The 15,555-nt window shown below is 59.6% G+C and carries 14 protein-coding genes; 5 read left to right on the forward strand and 9 right to left on the reverse strand.

Annotated elements, in window-relative coordinates; translation table 11 throughout:
* Positions 1 to 17: 17 nt before the first annotated feature.
* Complete coding sequence (locus tag ACJ8IN_RS19345) at positions 18 to 1,031, forward strand: glycosyltransferase family 9 protein (protein ID WP_060439582.1); 1,014 nt, start codon at positions 18 to 20, stop codon at positions 1,029 to 1,031.
* A gap of 44 nt (positions 1,032 to 1,075) precedes the next feature.
* On the opposite strand, the gene ACJ8IN_RS19350 is transcribed toward ACJ8IN_RS19345, so the two are convergent.
* The 3 genes from ACJ8IN_RS19350 to rfaQ are packed head-to-tail and all read right to left on the reverse strand — an operon-like array spanning position 1,076 to position 4,385.
* Positions 1,076 to 2,176 (reverse strand): glycosyltransferase, encoded by a 1,101-nt coding sequence (locus tag ACJ8IN_RS19350; RefSeq protein ID WP_033649738.1) that lies wholly within the window; start codon positions 2,174 to 2,176, stop codon positions 1,076 to 1,078.
* A 2-nt stretch (positions 2,177 to 2,178) separates the two neighbouring features.
* The gene (locus ACJ8IN_RS19355) at positions 2,179 to 3,306 is read right to left on the reverse strand and encodes a glycosyltransferase family 4 protein (protein ID WP_033649737.1); all 1,128 of its coding nucleotides are present in this window, start codon (positions 3,304 to 3,306) and stop codon (positions 2,179 to 2,181) included.
* Positions 3,303 to 4,385: a putative lipopolysaccharide heptosyltransferase III gene (gene rfaQ / locus ACJ8IN_RS19360; RefSeq protein WP_033649736.1), complete on the reverse strand. Its 1,083-nt coding sequence runs from the start codon at positions 4,383 to 4,385 to the stop codon at positions 3,303 to 3,305. Before rfaQ ends, ACJ8IN_RS19355 begins: the two co-directional genes overlap by 4 nt.
* A gap of 210 nt (positions 4,386 to 4,595) precedes the next feature.
* Here rfaQ and ACJ8IN_RS19365 point away from each other — a divergent pair, with 210 nt between their 5' ends.
* Positions 4,596 to 5,552, forward strand: coding sequence for a polysaccharide deacetylase family protein (locus ACJ8IN_RS19365; protein ID WP_033636469.1), 957 nt, complete (start codon positions 4,596 to 4,598; stop codon positions 5,550 to 5,552).
* An 8-nt stretch (positions 5,553 to 5,560) separates the two neighbouring features.
* Entirely contained in the window at positions 5,561 to 6,655 is a 1,095-nt protein-coding gene (locus ACJ8IN_RS19370; RefSeq protein ID WP_060431538.1) for a glycosyltransferase family 9 protein, read from the forward strand.
* Positions 6,656 to 6,691: 36 nt separating this feature from the next.
* Here ACJ8IN_RS19370 and ACJ8IN_RS19375 read toward each other — a convergent pair whose 3' ends face one another.
* The 6 genes from ACJ8IN_RS19375 to rfaD are packed head-to-tail and all read right to left on the reverse strand — an operon-like array spanning position 6,692 to position 13,065.
* Positions 6,692 to 7,669 carry a glycosyltransferase family 2 protein gene (locus ACJ8IN_RS19375; protein WP_060420228.1) on the reverse strand — a complete coding sequence of 326 codons (978 nt, stop codon included), beginning with the start codon at positions 7,667 to 7,669 and terminating at the stop codon, positions 6,692 to 6,694.
* Positions 7,666 to 8,907: an O-antigen ligase family protein gene (locus ACJ8IN_RS19380; RefSeq protein ID WP_049195701.1), complete on the reverse strand. Its 1,242-nt coding sequence runs from the start codon at positions 8,905 to 8,907 to the stop codon at positions 7,666 to 7,668. Before ACJ8IN_RS19380 ends, ACJ8IN_RS19375 begins: the two co-directional genes overlap by 4 nt.
* Positions 8,908 to 8,935: 28 nt before the next feature.
* The gene (locus ACJ8IN_RS19385) at positions 8,936 to 10,102 is read right to left on the reverse strand and encodes a glycosyltransferase (RefSeq protein WP_033654528.1); all 1,167 of its coding nucleotides are present in this window, start codon (positions 10,100 to 10,102) and stop codon (positions 8,936 to 8,938) included.
* A complete protein-coding gene (gene rfaC, locus ACJ8IN_RS19390; RefSeq protein ID WP_060439585.1) occupies positions 10,099 to 11,064 on the reverse strand; it encodes a lipopolysaccharide heptosyltransferase RfaC in 966 nt (321 codons plus the stop codon). The genes ACJ8IN_RS19385 and rfaC overlap by 4 nt, the downstream gene beginning before the upstream one ends.
* Before the next feature lie 2 nt (positions 11,065 to 11,066).
* Positions 11,067 to 12,113: an ADP-heptose--LPS heptosyltransferase RfaF gene (gene rfaF, locus ACJ8IN_RS19395; protein WP_060439587.1), complete on the reverse strand. Its 1,047-nt coding sequence runs from the start codon at positions 12,111 to 12,113 to the stop codon at positions 11,067 to 11,069.
* Positions 12,114 to 12,135: 22 nt separating this feature from the next.
* Positions 12,136 to 13,065, reverse strand: coding sequence for an ADP-glyceromanno-heptose 6-epimerase (gene rfaD / locus ACJ8IN_RS19400; protein WP_016929696.1), 930 nt, complete (start codon positions 13,063 to 13,065; stop codon positions 12,136 to 12,138).
* A gap of 240 nt (positions 13,066 to 13,305) precedes the next feature.
* Here rfaD and kbl point away from each other — a divergent pair, with 240 nt between their 5' ends.
* Together kbl and tdh are read left to right on the forward strand one after the other, a co-directional pair.
* Positions 13,306 to 14,502 carry a glycine C-acetyltransferase gene (kbl, locus tag ACJ8IN_RS19405; RefSeq protein WP_033636462.1) on the forward strand — a complete coding sequence of 399 codons (1,197 nt, stop codon included), beginning with the start codon at positions 13,306 to 13,308 and terminating at the stop codon, positions 14,500 to 14,502.
* Between the two features lie 9 nt (positions 14,503 to 14,511).
* Complete coding sequence (gene tdh, locus ACJ8IN_RS19410; RefSeq protein ID WP_033649729.1) at positions 14,512 to 15,537, forward strand: L-threonine 3-dehydrogenase; 1,026 nt, start codon at positions 14,512 to 14,514, stop codon at positions 15,535 to 15,537.
* Positions 15,538 to 15,555: the final 18 nt, after the last annotated feature.

Consider the following 15,555-nt stretch of genomic DNA (forward strand, 5'->3'; position numbering starts at 1 on the left):
TCGCCGACAGGCTCGGAATGAAGAATATTTTAATTATTCGCCGCGATAACATCGGCGATCTTGTTTGCACCACGCCCTTGATTGAAGGGGTGAAAATTGCCTATCCGGACGCAAAAGTTTATCTGCTGATCAATAAAGTCAGCCAGGACGTCGTTAAAAACAACCCTCATCTCGAGAAAGTCTTTGTCTATAAAAAGGCCAAGCACAAGGCGAAAAATGAGACCACGCTGGGCGTTTATTTCGAGCGTCTGATGATCTTCCTGAAGCTGCGCAAAATAAAATTCGATGCGGTCATTCTGGCCAACCCGGTGCCTTGCAAATACAGTTTACGTTTAGCGAAAATGGCTGGCGCCACCCATATCATCGGCGCTGATTTGGGCACGAAAGATATTCATCGCCCGTTCCGCAAGGACGATTTCAACGGTCAACATCAGGTCGAACATACCTACAGCTATTTATCGGCGATAACCGATCAATCCATTCTGATCCCGCCGGTGCGGGTGTTTCTGACGCCTGAAGAGCGGCAATTGGCGGCGCAACGGATGCAGGAGCGTCTGCCGCCGGTCGAACGGGTATGCGCCGTGCATATCAGCAGCCGCAGCCCGAAAAGGCGTTGGCCGGTTGAACGCTATGCCGAAATCATCAACCGTCTGGTTGCCGATCCCCACACCGGCGTGCTGATCTTCTGGTCGCCGCAGGGCACGCTGGCGCCGGACGACATCGGCGACCAGCAGCGCGCCGAACAGCTGCTGGCGCTGTGTCAAAACGAACGCGTCGCGCTTTATCCGACGGCGTCGGTGCGTGAGCTGTTGGGCGGGTTTGATTTATGCGACCGGGTGCTGTGCAGCGACGGTGGGCAGATGCATCTTGCCGCCGCGTTGAATAAGGACATGGTAGTGTTCTTTGGCGATACCGATAAAGCCTCCTGGCATCCATGGACCGGCCGTCATCATATTTTGCAAAGTGAGTCGGGGCACTGTGAGGATGTTTCTGTCGATGAGGTTTGGCAGAAAATGCAGGCGCTCAGCTAGCGAAGAAAATAAGGCAGGCATCCCCTGCCTTATTTCATTCTTTATTATTTTCTTTCCAGTTCCAGATATTGGCGGCAAATAGGCTCAAGCCCATAGCTCAGCAATTGCTGTTGATTTATCTGCGGCGGATTGGCGTAAATCTCCGCCATTTTTTCTGCCAGCGACGCTTCGTTTAATTCCGCCAGCGCGTTAGCCATGCCGGCCTTTTCCAGAATTTCCGCAGGGCCACCCGGACAACGAGTGCTGACCACCGGTGTGCCGCACAGCAGCGATTCTACCAGCACGTTGCCAAACCCTTCGCTGTCGGAGCTGAGCACCAGCAGCGAGGCATGGCGAATAAACGGGTAGGGATTAGCCTGGAAACCGAGAAACAGCACGCGCTCTGCAATGCCCAGGTCTGTCGCCAGACGTTTGACCTCGGCGACTCTGGCGTCGTCCCCGGCGCCGATCAAGGCCAGCGGCGCCTGAATGCCGGAGTGCGCATAGGCTTTCAGCAGGCGGTCATGCCGCTTGGTGGCGTGAAAGCGGCCGACGTGCACCAGATAGTCCTGGCCGGCCAGTTCGCAAGGCATCGCCGCCTGTTGCTGGATGGCGTCGATATCGAACGGGTTGTTGATGACCGCCAGCCGGCGCGGGCGGATCGGCAAGTTCTGCTGCAGATCGTCGCCGACCGCCCGTGAAACGGCGACGATGTTTCTTCCCTGGTAAACGTTGGCGATTTTGCGTTGCTTCAGCCAGCGATCCAGGCCCTTGCGGTGGCCGAGGTAGGAGGTGGAGAGAATGCCGTGAATGCAGAACCACAGGCGATCCGCGGCCAACCGCTTGCTGCGGCTGACGATGCGATCGGTTTTATGCAGGTTGGAGAACACCAGATCGAACGCGCCGTGTTGGCGCTCGTGTTCGGCTATCGCCCGATCCAGCGCGCCGGCGCGGCGCGACAGCTCGGTCAGCTTGCGCCAGGGGGCGCGGCTGCGATCGGCCACCACCTGATAATCAATGCCCGGCGGGATAGGGTAATTGCAGACGTCGCGCAGCGAGATCAGACTGACGTCATGCCCCTGTTGCTGCATGCCCTGGCACAGGGTCAGCACCACTTTTTCCGCGCCGCCTCCCGGCAGGCCGTCGATGATCATCAGAATACGCATAGCTAATCCAGTAACCGGTTATAGAGGGAAATAAGCTGTTCGGACAGATGCGCCGGCGTAGCCGGCATAATACGCAGTCTTGCCGCTTCGCCCATGGATGATCCCAGCGCCTGGCGCGGCAGCGCGCGAATGGCCTCCGCGATGGCCGGTACGTCGAGCGCATCGGTCACGAAGCCGTTCTGGCCGGGGGTGATAAACTCGGCGCCGCCGCAGGTGGTGCTGGTGATAACCGGCAGGCCGCACGACATCGCTTCCAGAATCACATTCGGGAACGGATCGTACAGCGTCGGCAGCAGCAGCGCATCTGCGGCCTGATAAAACGGCAAGGTCTGCTTCTGCACGCCCATAAAGTGAACCCGATCGCTGCAGCCCAGCGACTGTGCCAGCGCCCGGTAGCGTTTTTCGGCCTTGTCTTTGCCGACCACCAACAGGTGGCTGTCGGTCGCTGCCACGGCGCGGATGGCGGCCGCCAGCCCTTTGCGCTCAAAGCCGGAACCGACGAAGATCAGGCAGTGCGCCTGTTGCGGGATCTGATACTGCTCGCGCAGACGTTGGCGCAGGGCCTCGTCGGCGGGCGGGAACTTTTGATTATCGATGGCGTTATAGATCACCGTAATTTTTTCGGCGGGCACGCCAAAGTCCGCGATGATTTCCTGCTTGATCATCTCGGCGTTGCAGATGACGGCTTTCAGCTCCGGTGCGGCATACATGGCGCGTTCGGCGCACATCACATAGCGGTGATAACGGTTGGAGAACAGCCATTTGCGGCGCCATTCCGGCAGCAGACGCGCGCGTTGCAGCAGCCAGCGGCGGTGTACGCCGTCGCCGGCGCGGTAGATGTCGCAGCCGGGAATGCGCTCGTGGCTTTGCACCAGATCAAAATGCTCTTTCTGCCACAGCGCCCTGGCCGCCACGGCGAAGCCCCGTTCGCGGCTGATGCGGCCGAGTTTTAGCGGGTTGCACAGGTGGATATGCCAGTTGGGATTGGCGTCACCCTGCCATTCGCGGGTGATGACGTTCAGATCGAGATCCTGTTGCTCCAGCGCCTCCAGGGCGCGGGAAACGAAACGTTCGGCCCCGCCGTCCGGGCGGTATTTTTGGCGAACGATCGCCAAACGAAATGCTTTCATGCCAGCGTGCTCCGCGCGGCTGCAATCACCGCGTCTGTAGGAATAAGGTCGAGATACCGTTCGTCGGTGCCGGTATCGATGGCGTCCGGATCGGGCAGTTCGCCGAAGTCGCCGGCCCAGATCACGGCGCCGGTAGCCTGCCACGGCCGCCAGAAAGTCAGCTTGGAAGGGCCGAACAACGCTACGCACGGCGTGTGCAGCGCGGCGGCCATGTGCATTGGCACCGAATCCACGCCGATAAACAGCTTGGCGTGGTCGATCAGGGCGGCCAGCTGGCGCAGCGTCAGCTGGCCGGCTAACGAAATCACGCCCTGCGGCGGGCAGAGCGCCAAAATGCGCTCTACCATGGCTTGTTCTCTGGCGTCGGGGCCGGAGGTGATCACCAGCTGGTGGCCGTCGGCCTGCAAGGCGGTGAGGGTGGCTGCCATTTTCTCTTCGCTCCAGCATTTGAAGAACCAGCGCGAGGTGGGCTGCACCACAATATAACTGCCGGTGACGCCCTGTTTCTGTAACCGTTGCTCACATGCCTGCCAATCCTGCGGATCGTAACTCATGGTCACATGATCACTGAGCGCGGGCAGGTTCAGCGGCGCCAGCAGCGAGAGGTTTTGTTCGACGGTATGCAGGTGGGCGTGATTGTCGACCGGCACCAGCTGCGTGTGGCAGTGGCGCCACAGGAAGCCGCGGCGTTTGGGGAAATCGAAGCCCAGACGGATGCGCGCGCCGGTCAGGCGCGTGAGGATGGCGCTGCGCCACTGATCGGCCAGGTTGACCACCAGATCGTAGCGCTGCGCCTTCAGGCGGCGCAGCAGCGCCAGTTCGTGCCCCAGATGCGCGCGGGCGCCCTGTTTTTTCCATTGGCGGTCGATGGCGAACAGCGTCGACAGTTCCGGATTACTGGCCAGCATCTCCTGCGTTTCCTGATACAGCAGCACATCGATCTGCGCCTGCGGGTAGTTTTGCCGCAGGCTGCTGATGACCGGCGTGACCAGCAGCATATCGCCGTGATGGCGCAGTTTTATGATCAAAATACGCTGTACGGATGGGGCGGAAGTTGGGGCTGGCGCGTCGTTCATCATGAGTCGCTTTCTGGGAAACCAATCTTTGATTCTAAATGACCCGATCGCATGTGGCTACTGTTGCAAGGTTTTCTTGCCGGGCCGCAAAAAAATCGCCGAGCCGGGGACGAATGCGTTTCAATGTTGTCCAAACCAGGCAGCAAAGTCGTTTGCCCTGGCGAAACGGGCTGCGTAACATAGTGCATTCTGTTGATATCAGGCTCGATATTCATGACTAAACCGGCGTTTCTCATCACCATTGATACCGAAGGCGATAATCTGTGGCAAAACCACGATCGCATCGCGACCGAAAACACGCGTTTCTTGCCGCGCTTTCAGGCATTGTGCGAAAAATACGCCTTCAAACCGGTTTATCTCACCAACTATGAAATGGCGATGGATCCGGCTTACGTCGAGTTCGCGCGTGACGTGATCGCCCGCGGCGCGGGTGAAGTCGGCATGCACCTGCACGCCTGGAACAGCCCGCCGCTAACGCCGCTCACCGACGACGACTGGCGCCACAAACCGTATTTGATCGAGTATCCCGCCGATCAGATCCGCGCCAAGGTCGATCACATGACCAAGCTGCTGGAAGATGCCTTCCAGACCAAAATGCTCAGCCATCGCGCCGGCCGCTGGGCGTTCAACGAATATTATGCCTCGCTGCTGCTGGAGTATGGCTATCAGGTGGACTGTTCGGTGACGCCGCGCGTCAACTGGCAGTTTTCGCCGGGCAATCCGCAGGGCAACGGCGGCACCGATTACAGCCGGTTCCCGTCGCAGGCCTATTTCATCGATCCGCAGAACATTGCCAAACCGGGCGCTTCGGCGCTGCTGGAAGTGCCGATGAGCATTCAGTATAAGCACTCGGCGCTGATGAACGCGTTCAAGCAAGGTTATGATCGGCTGCGCGGCAAGCGGCGTTCGCCGTCCGTCAACTGGCTGCGGCCAAGTGGCGGCAACGTGGCCAAGATGATAAGCGTGGCTGAAGCGTCGCTGGCGCAGGGGCATGACTACGTCGAATTTATGCTGCACTCCTCCGAGTTTATGCCGGGCGGCAGCCCGACGTTCAAAACCGAGCAGGATATCGAAGTGCTGTACCGCGATCTGGAACAGCTGTTTGACTGGCTGCAGCAGCGCACGGTGGGCATGACGCTGGCCGAGTATTATCAACTTAAAGCGAATTAAGCACGCACATGTCGAAAAAATGGAAAATCAAGGTTGCCGACTGGTTCTTGCGGCGCTATACGGCGAAGTACGGTCGTTTTCAGGATAAGACGACGTTCGACGGCGCCCAGCAGTTTGACAATATCGTCATCTATTCCACCACGGCGTTGGGCGACTTCATGTTCAACACGCCGGCATTGAGGGCGATGCGGGAACGCTACCCCAACGCACACATCACACTGGTGGTGCACAAGAAAAACCGCGAGCTGGTGGAAAACGGCCGCTATTACGATCGCGTGGTGTATTGGGACAGCAAGATCAAGACGATCCGCCCGTTGCTGAAATCGCTGCGCGAACATCAGCCGGATTTGGCGCTGATCCTGCACTCCCACCTGCCTTATGACATCATCAGCGCCGTACTGGCCGGGGCGAAGTACATTATCAGGGATAACTACAGTTCGGGCATTTGCGGGCTGGAGCCTTGGCTGACCAACTATATCTTCCATTATTACGGCCACTTCGTGCGCCGCAAGCTGGAGCTGATTTCCATTTTGGGCTGCCGCAGCGACGATCCGACGATGGAAATTCCCGTGGATTATCAGCGCGGCGTCAAAAGCAGCGAGCATCCCACCATCGGTTTTCAGCTGGGGGCGTCAACAGAGTCGCGTTGCTGGCCGGTTTCGCACTATGCGCGGCTGGCCGATGAGCTGGTGGCGAAGCACCCTAATGTACGCATCGTGCTGATTGGCGCACCGTTTGACGACGGCAAGGCCAAACAGTTTATGAGCCTGATCGGCCCGCAAACGCAGGCCTGCGTGGATAACCAGATCGGTAAAACGGGGCTGCAAGGCTTGCTGACGTTGATCGACAGTTTCCATGTTCTGGTCACCGGCGATACCGGGCCGCTGCACCTGGCGGTGGCGTTGAAGGTGAAAACCATCAGCCTGTTCGTGACCGCCGACTCACGCTCCACCGGGCCGATTCAGGATGCTGAACTGCACCGCATCATTCAGGTGTCGCGTACCGGTTATACGATGCCGCTGGAGGCGGAAAGCCCGATGGGGGTCATCCAACCGCAGCGGATTTATGACGAGCTGGTCGCACACGTGCCTTTAGCGCGCTAAAGGCGAGACGACCCATCGGCCGCCCGGCCGATGCGGTTAGCGCGGCCTGCGCCCGCGCAGCTTAGAAAGAAAGGTATCCACTCGCGCATAGCGCATCTGGCGGACTTTTTTGCCCGGCACGTCGCTGTTGCGGCAGACGTCGGCGGCGCGGCGCAGGATGTGCAGCGTTGCCGGCGCGTAATGGTAATAGCCGTAGACCGCCTTCGACATGCTTTTCACCTCGGAAAAGCAGTTGGCCAGCATCAGGGCGGCCAACCGGCGCAGCGGCTCATCCCCGGGATGCTGCGCCACAAAACGCAGCATCTTCTCCATGGCGAACAACATATCTTCAATATCTTTGGGTTTGATATTGCGGGTGATGCCCTGGCTGTTGTCCCGATAGAAGTAGAGTTCGCCGTCAAGATGGGCGATGCGGCGAGTTTTGAAATACTGAAAAGGCGTAAAAATCACGTCTTCGTAGCGCCTGCCTTCTTCGAACGCTTCCCCTGCCAGCAGCGTGCGTTTATATACCCGGCTCCAGAGATGCCACATCGAGCGTTCGAAAAGCGATTGCAGGCTGCCCAGCCCCAATTGTGAAAAGTCGTAGGCTACGGGCCGCGCCGCGCGGTTATCCGGTGTCGGCGGATGCTCGGTGAACTTCTGATAATTAAAATCGATCAGGTCATATTCACCGGCGGTAAGCTGGGGGCGCAGGATCGCCAGATAGTCGTCGCTCAGCAGATCGTCGCCGTCGAGGAAGGTGATATAGCGTCCGGTGGCCAGACGTAAGCCGACGTTGCGGGCGTGCGCAATGCCGCCGTTGGCCTGTGAAGTAAAGACCACGCGCGGGTGCCGCCGCTGCGCCAGATATTGGCTGACCAGCGCGCCGGAGGCGTCGGTGGAGCCATCGTCGATGATCACCACCTCGATATCGTCGCTAATCTGTGCAAATAACGAATCCAGCGCAGCGATAACGAACGCTTCGTTATTATAAAACGGCACGATAACGCTGAGCAGCGGCTGCTGAGGATTCACGGGGTGGGCTCCTGGGCAGGGGGCTGTTTCGTGACGGAAAGAACGGCGGCGATCAGCGCCAGGCCGAACATGGCGGTACCTTCCGTGCTGAAGAAGATGACGTCGCTCAGGCCGTAAACGAACAGGCTGGCGCTGACGCTCAGCAGCAGCGCGTTGCGCTGTGGCCGGAAGGAAGAGAAAAACAGGCTGACATACAGCGCCAGCAGCAGCAGGACGCCCCAGACGCCCTTGAGCGAGTAAGTTTCCAGCAGCTCGTTGTGCAGGTGGACGTTGATATAGGGCATGACGCCAGACAGGCGGGGTTGCTGTGCGACCATCGCACGGATCTCTTCGCCGCGCTGTTCGGCGGATTGGCCCCACGGGGCTTGTGACCCGGTATGCCATGCCAGCGTTTGCATCGACAGCCGGGAAATGATGGAGTTTTCAGTCTGCGGCTGGTCCATCAGGCGCATGTCGGTCTCAAAAGCCTGAATGCGTTCTTCTATCTGCGGTTTAAACACCAGGCCGCAGGCTACGAGCAGCAGCGGTACCGAGGCCACCAACGCAAGCTTGTGTTTTCTGGAAACCAACTGCTTGGTGGCCAGCAGCGACAGGCAGACCGCCACCGGATAGACCAACATGGCCGCGCGCGTGCCGGTGAGCACCAGCGCAGAGAAGGACAGCAGGAATGCCGCAATGTACAACACCAGGCGGTAGCGGGTGCGCAGCATCAGGATGGCTTGCATCATGACCAGATCGATGGCGGTCATCAGATAGGCGGCGACCGTGGCGCGATCGAAGTTGAGCTCTACGCGCGGGATATCCAGACGCAGCCCCTGATAGAGGGAATAACCGTTGATCGCCAGACCGGTGGCGAGAGCCACAACGATCAGCAGGCGCTGTACGCACAACCGCTCATTGAGCGCAATCAGCAAGATGAAAGCGGTCGCGAGCTGCAGTTTGCCGGTCGACATATAAGAGCGATAAATATTGATGTACTCACCCGGCTGTTTGAAGTGATGCATCCAGAGGATGGTTCCCATGCCCACGCTGAACATCAGCGCGGGCAGCAGCAGGTTTCTAACGTTGCTGAAGTAGTAGCGCGGGTACAGGCAAACGGCGATAAAGGCGATGTAGCTGGAAACGTAAAACAGATTGCGTCCGGTCGCGGAACCGAAAGGAATGGTGCAAAAAGCGATAGCGCACCCCAGATAGATCAGATAGCTGAAGGCAGGGTGCGGCGTTCTGTGTTTTAGCATCGGGCGTATTTTCCGGCTCACGTTTCAATTAAGCGATAAAGGATCGCAGCGTGTCGTCGAATTCAACTTTGAACTGAGCATAGTTAAAATGTTCCGCAGGATAGCGCTGCGCATTTCGGCTCAGAGTCTGGTAGGTTTCTCGCTCCAGCAATTTCTCAACGGCATCCGCACAGTCGATATGCGACAGCAGCTTGGGCGCGACCAGGCTGTCGGTCAACGGATCGTAGACCTCATGCGGGAAGTCGACCTCGATATCGGTGAGCTGCCGGTGTTGTTCGATGGTGACCGACGGCGTCAGGCCAATGCCGCAGACCCCGTCTTTCACCGCTTCCGGCTGGCCGTCGACCTGCGGGAAGATGACCGGCACGCCGAAATAGAGCGATTCCATGCAGGACAAGCCGAACGGCTCGGTGATCGGCGTGCTCATGTAGATGTGCGTGCGATTGAAGAAGCCGGCGACGTCATCCTGATAACCGCTGAAGGTGACGCGATCGCCGAGCTGTAGCCGGGCCGCCAGCGCCTCGAACGCCGCGCGATCCGGCCCTTTGCCGGCCACTTCCAGCGTGACGTCATGCCCGCGCCGCAGCAGTTCCTGCATCATCAATAATGACACGCTGATGCCTTTCAGGCTGACCAGGCGTGAGGCAGTGCCGATCCTGACCGGCTGCGACAGGGTTTTCGGCGCAGTGTCGATCCCCGCCGGTGTTTTGATGCGGTTGATCACCACGTGATTTGGGCAAGGCAGATTAAAGCGCAGCTCCATCACCCGCTTCGACGCGTGTGAGGCGGAAATGACGCCGTCCAGCATGGCGAAGAAACGCAGCGTCTTTTTATTCTTGGGGTAACGCCAGGAGCAGCCGTGATCGTAGTAAACCAGCTTGCCGCGCTTGGGTTTGGCCGCCAGCCCCGGCACCAGGTCCCAGACGATCACCACGTCGGCGTTCGCCCGCTCGATTTTCCACTTCAGCAAAAATTTGCGCAGGAACTGCGGGCAGCGCAACGGCAGCGCATTGATCAGGCGGTTGGCGAAGGTGACGGGCTGATGCGCAGGCAACTGGCGGCGGATTTCTTCGCCAATGTCGCCGCTGATGCACAAGACCTGGTTGCTGCCGTCGGTGGTATCGTTGATGTACTGCAGGAACAGGCGTTCGACGCCGCCCATTTTACCCAGGTTGATAATGTGCAGTTTTTTCATGCTATAACCTTTTGCAACGCCTGCCATGCCGTATCGGCGTCGATTGTCGCCATGCTTTTTTCCGGCGAAATCAACGAGTGCTGATTTTGCCCGTAGCCGCCGATCAGGCCGGGATCGGTCGGCCCGAACAGCGTGATGTTCGGTTTGTCGAGCGCGGCGGTCAAATGGCTGAGTCCGGTGTCGACCGAGACCACGCCCTTGGCGCCGGCCAGCACCTCGGCCACCTGCTGCAGGCTGAGCTTCGGCAGCACTTCGACATGTGAAAAACCTTCCGCCAAGCGCAGCGCGCGCTGATGTTCATGCTCTGCACCCCACGGCAGTTTGATCTTCAACCCGCTGTCCGCCGTCAGCGCGATCAGCTCGCGCCAGTTTTGCTCCGGCCAGTGCTTGTCGTCACGCGTCGTCGCGTGCAAAAACACCAAATACCGCCCGGCATCGGCCGGCGGGCTGCTGAGAAAGCGCGCGGCGATGGCGTAATCGCCGTAGCTTCCCGGTTTATCGTAGCCAAGGCTTTTGGCGAACAGTTCGCGCGTGCGTTCCACCGCGTGCTGCTGCTTGTCTATCTCATGGCGCACGTTGTAGAACCAGCTGGCGAACGGCTCGCGCGCGCTCTTGCAGCCCAGGCCATGTTTGTTGCCTTTGGCGATGCGCGTGATCAGCGCGGCGCTTTTGATCAGGCCCTGCGCGTCGATCACTACGTCATAACGGCGTTCTTGCAGCGCGCGCTTGAAGTCGCAGCGCTGTTGCCGGGTGTCGTTGCCGAACCAGTTCTTGCGCCAGCGGCGAATGGCCACCGGGATCACGCGATCCACCGCCGGGTGCCAGGTCGGGATTTGGCTGAAACCTTCTTCCACCACCCAGTCGAAGCGGATATCGGGAATGGCCTGCAGCGCGTCGGTCAGGGCGGGCAGCGTATGCAGCACGTCCCCCATTGAGGAGGTTTTTACGATTAACACCTGCATGACTATTCCTCGCTGGCGACAAGTAACGGCGTCAGCGCGTCCAACACTTGCTGCGGCTGAATATCGATCAAACTTTGGTGGTATCCCTGCTCGGCATCGCCCTTACGCACCTTGTGGTAGCCGCTGATCAGGCGAATTACCCGCGCCTTGTCCGAGAGCGGCGGCGTGAAGTCGGGGCTGCTCGGGCCGTACAAGGCTATCAGCGGTTTGTTCAACGCTGCGGCAACGTGCATTAAACCGGAGTCGTTGCTGACCACCGCCCGGCAGGCCGCGATCAGGATCACCGCCTGCTCCAGCTGGGTTTTTCCGGCCAGGTTAAGGCAGAAATCGCGGGCGTCTTCCTGCAGCGCGGCGCGGATCTGTTCGCCGGCCTCGTGGTCTTTCGCCGAGCCGAACAGCGCGATCTGATAGCCGTTCTCGATCAGCCGCTGAGCCAGCGCCGCGTAGTGATAGTGCGGCCAGCGTTTGGCGGGGCCGAACTCCGCACCCGGGCAGAAGCCGACGATCGGCCGGCTGTCGGTCAGGTTGAAGGCCGCGGTGGTGTCGGCGATCTCTTCGTCGCTCACCTGCAGCTGTGGCCACAGCAGCGGCTGCGGCAGATCGTCGGCGCGCTGAATGCGGCCTTTGTCATAGGCCAGCGCCACGTAGCGCTGCACCATCAGCGGGAAGGCCGCCTTGTCGAGCACGCGGACGTCGTTCAGCAGGCCGTAACGCATTTCGCCCCGCCAGCCGGTGCGCTGCGGGATATCGGCGAAGAAGGGCACCAGCGCGGATTTGAATGAGTTGGGTAGAACGTAAGCGCGATCGTAACGGTTGGCGCGCAGGGCGCGCCCCAGGCGGCGGCGCTCGCCGAGCCCCAGCGCGCCGTGGCCCAGCGGCATCGCCAGCGCCTGATTGACTTCCGGCATGCGCGCCAGCAGCGGGCGGCACCAGGCCGGCGCCATCACATCGATCTCCGCCGACGGGTATTCGGCCTTCAGGGTGCGATAGAGACTTTGCGACATCATCATGTCGCCAACCCAAGAAGGGCCGATAACCAGTATTTTCATACCCAGCGTTAATTCCTTCAGCTTATGCGGTGCGGTTCAACCAGGCCATGTACTCTTTCACCCCTTCGGCGACCGTTTTGAACGGTGCGTCGTAGCCGGCGGCGCGCAGCTTGGTCAGATCGGCCTGGGTGTACGCCTGATAGCGGCCCTTCAGCTTCTCCGGGAACTCGATGTATTCCACCGCGCCCTTCTGGTGGAAGTCCACCACCGCGTCGGCCACCGCCTGGAAGGTTTCCGCCCGGCCGGTGCCGCAGTTGAAGATGCCGGATTTGCCGGTTTCCCAGAACCACAGGTTAACCGCCGCCACGTCGCCGACGTAAATGAAGTCACGCTTGAAGTTTTCGCTGCCGGCGAACAGTTTCGGGTTTTCGCCGCGGTTGATCTGGGTATTCAGGTGGAAGGCGACGCTGGCCATGCTGCCTTTGTGGCCTTCGCGCGGGCCGTAAACGTTGAAGTAGCGGAAGCCGCAGATCTGCGAGTCCGCTTCCGGCAGGATCTCGCGCACGTACTGATCGAACAGGAATTTGGAGTAGCCGTACACGTTGAGCGGCGCTTCATACTCACGCTCTTCGATGAACTCTTCGCGGCCGCCGTAAGTGGCGGCGGAGGAGGCGTACAGGAATGGGATTTCGCGATCCAGGCAGTAGTGCAGCAGGTCTTTGGAGTACTGATAGTTATTGTCCATCATGTACTTGCCGTCCCACTCGGTGGTCGCGGAGCAGGCGCCTTCGTGGAAGACCGCTTCGATATCGCCCAGATCGTCGCCGGCCACGATGCTGGCGATAAAGTCTTCTTTATCGATATAGTCGGCGATGTCCAGATCGACCAGGTTGACGAACTTGGTGCCGTCTTTCAGGTTATCCACCACCAGGATATCGCGATATCCCTTGTCGTTCAGTGCCTTAATGATGTTGCTGCCGATCATGCCGGCGCCGCCTGTGACGATAATCATTGGGTTACCCCTGCTAAGCTGCCTGGCGGGGCACAATGCCCCACGCTCAATGGCGGTTATAATAGCATTTCATGCCGCGGCAAACAGCGGAAGGGCTCCGAATATCCCGCATTGCCATTGAAGTCCGCTTTTTGCCGTGATATCTGCTGCAATTTTAATATTCTCTCCCGCGCATTCTCGTCAGTTTGGTTACAAATCAGTAAAATATGCCGCAAATAGCCCAATCCTGGAGATAACCGAATGTCAGCGTCTTTTTATCAGCAGTTGGAACAACAGCTTGCCGCCACTCGCAGTGAAGGGCTGTTCAAGGAAGAACGCATCATCACCTCCGCGCAACAGGCGGATATCGCCGTCGCCGACGGCAGCCATGTGATCAACTTCTGCGCCAATAACTACCTGGGCCTGGCCAACCATCCGGCGCTGATCGCCGCCGCCAAGTCGGGCATGGACAGCCACGGTTTCGGCATGGCGTCGGTGCGCTTCATCTGCGGCACCCAGGACAGCCACAAGCAGTTGGAACAGAAACTGGCGGCCTTCTTGGGCATGGAAGACGCGATCCTCTACTCCTCCTGCTTCGATGCCAACGGCGGGCTGTTCGAAACCCTGCTCGGCCCGGAAGACGCCATTATCTCCGATGCGCTGAACCACGCGTCGATCATCGACGGCGTGCGCCTGTGCAAGGCCAAGCGCTATCGCTACGCCAATAACGACATGGCCGAGCTGGCCGCGCAGCTGAAGCAGGCCAAAGCCGACGGCGCGCGCCACATCCTGATCGCCACCGACGGCGTCTTCTCGATGGACGGCGTGATCGCCAACCTGAAAGGGGTGTGCGATCTGGCGGACGAGTACCAGGCGCTGGTGATGGTGGATGACTCCCACGCGGTGGGCTTTGTCGGCGCCAACGGGCGCGGCACCCATGAATACTGCGAAGTGATGGGCCGCGTCGATATCATCACCGGTACGTTAGGCAAAGCGCTGGGCGGCGCGTCCGGCGGCTACACCGCCGCCAGGAAAGAAGTGGTGGAGTGGCTGCGTCAGCGTTCGCGCCCGTACCTGTTCTCCAACTCGCTGGCGCCGGCGATCGTCGCCGCGTCGATCAAAGTGCTGGAACTGCTGGAAGAGGGCGATGCCCTGCGCGATCGCCTGTGGGCCAATGCGCGTCTGTTCCGCGAAAAAATGACCGCCGCCGGCTTCACGTTGGCCGGCGCCGATCATGCCATCATCCCGGTCATGCTGGGTGAGGCGAAGCTGGCGCAGGAATTCGCCAATGCGTTGCTCAAGGAAGGTATCTATGTGACCGGTTTCTTCTATCCGGTGGTGCCGAAAGGCCAGGCGCGCATCCGTACCCAGATGTCTGCCGACCACACCCCGGAGCAAATCGAACGCGCAGTGGCGGCGTTTACACGTATCGGTAAGGATCTTGGCGTTATTGCATAAGGTAAAACCATGAAAGCACTGTCAAAACTGAAAGCGGAAGAAGGGATTTGGATGACCGACGTGCCTCAGCCGGAGCTGGGCCACAACGACATCATGATCAAAATCCGCAAAACCGCGATCTGCGGCACCGATGTGCATATCTACAACTGGGACGAGTGGTCGCAAAAAACCATTCCGGTTCCGATGGTGGTCGGCCATGAATACGTCGGCGAAGTGGTGGCGATCGGTCAGGAAGTCAAAGGCTTCAGCATCGGCGATCGCGTGTCCGGCGAAGGCCACATCACCTGCGGCCATTGCCGCAACTGCCGCGGCGGCCGCACGCACCTGTGCCGCAACACCGTCGGCGTGGGCGTGAACCGTCCGGGCAGCTTTGCGGAATACCTGGTGATCCCGGCGTTCAACGCCTTCAAGATCCCGGATAATATCTCCGACGAACTGGCTTCGATCTTCGATCCGTTCGGCAACGCGGTGCACACCGCGCTGTCGTTCGATCTGGTCGGGGAAGACGTGCTGGTGTCCGGCGCCGGCCCGATCGGCATCATGGCGGCGGCGGTGTGCAAACACGTCGGCGCTCGCCATGTGGTGATCACCGACGTTAACGAATACCGCCTGGAACTGGCGCGGAAGATGGGTGTGACCCGCGCGGTGAACGTCAGCAAGGAAAACCTCAGCGACGTGATGGCCGAGCTGGGCATGACCGAAGGGTTCGACGTCGGTCTGGAAATGTCCGGCGCGCCGCCGGCGTTCCGCACGCTGCTCAATGCGATGAACCACGGCGGGCGCATCGCCATGCTGGGCATTCCGCCTTCGGATATGTCGATCGACTGGAACCAGGTCATCTTCAAAGGGCTGTTTATCAAAGGGATTTACGGCCGCGAAATGTTCGAAACCTGGTACAAGATGGCGGCGCTGATCCAGTCCGGTCTGGATTTGAGCCCGATCATCACCCACCGATTCTCGATCGACGAGTTCCAGCAGGGCTTCGACGCCATGCGCTCCGGCAAGTCGGGTAAAGTGGTGCTGAGCTGGGATTAATCTCGGCAGACGTGACAA

Origin of the sequence: Serratia sp. CY31944 (assembly GCF_052169175.1) — a bacterium.
Lineage (GTDB): Bacteria > Pseudomonadota > Gammaproteobacteria > Enterobacterales > Enterobacteriaceae > Serratia > Serratia sarumanii.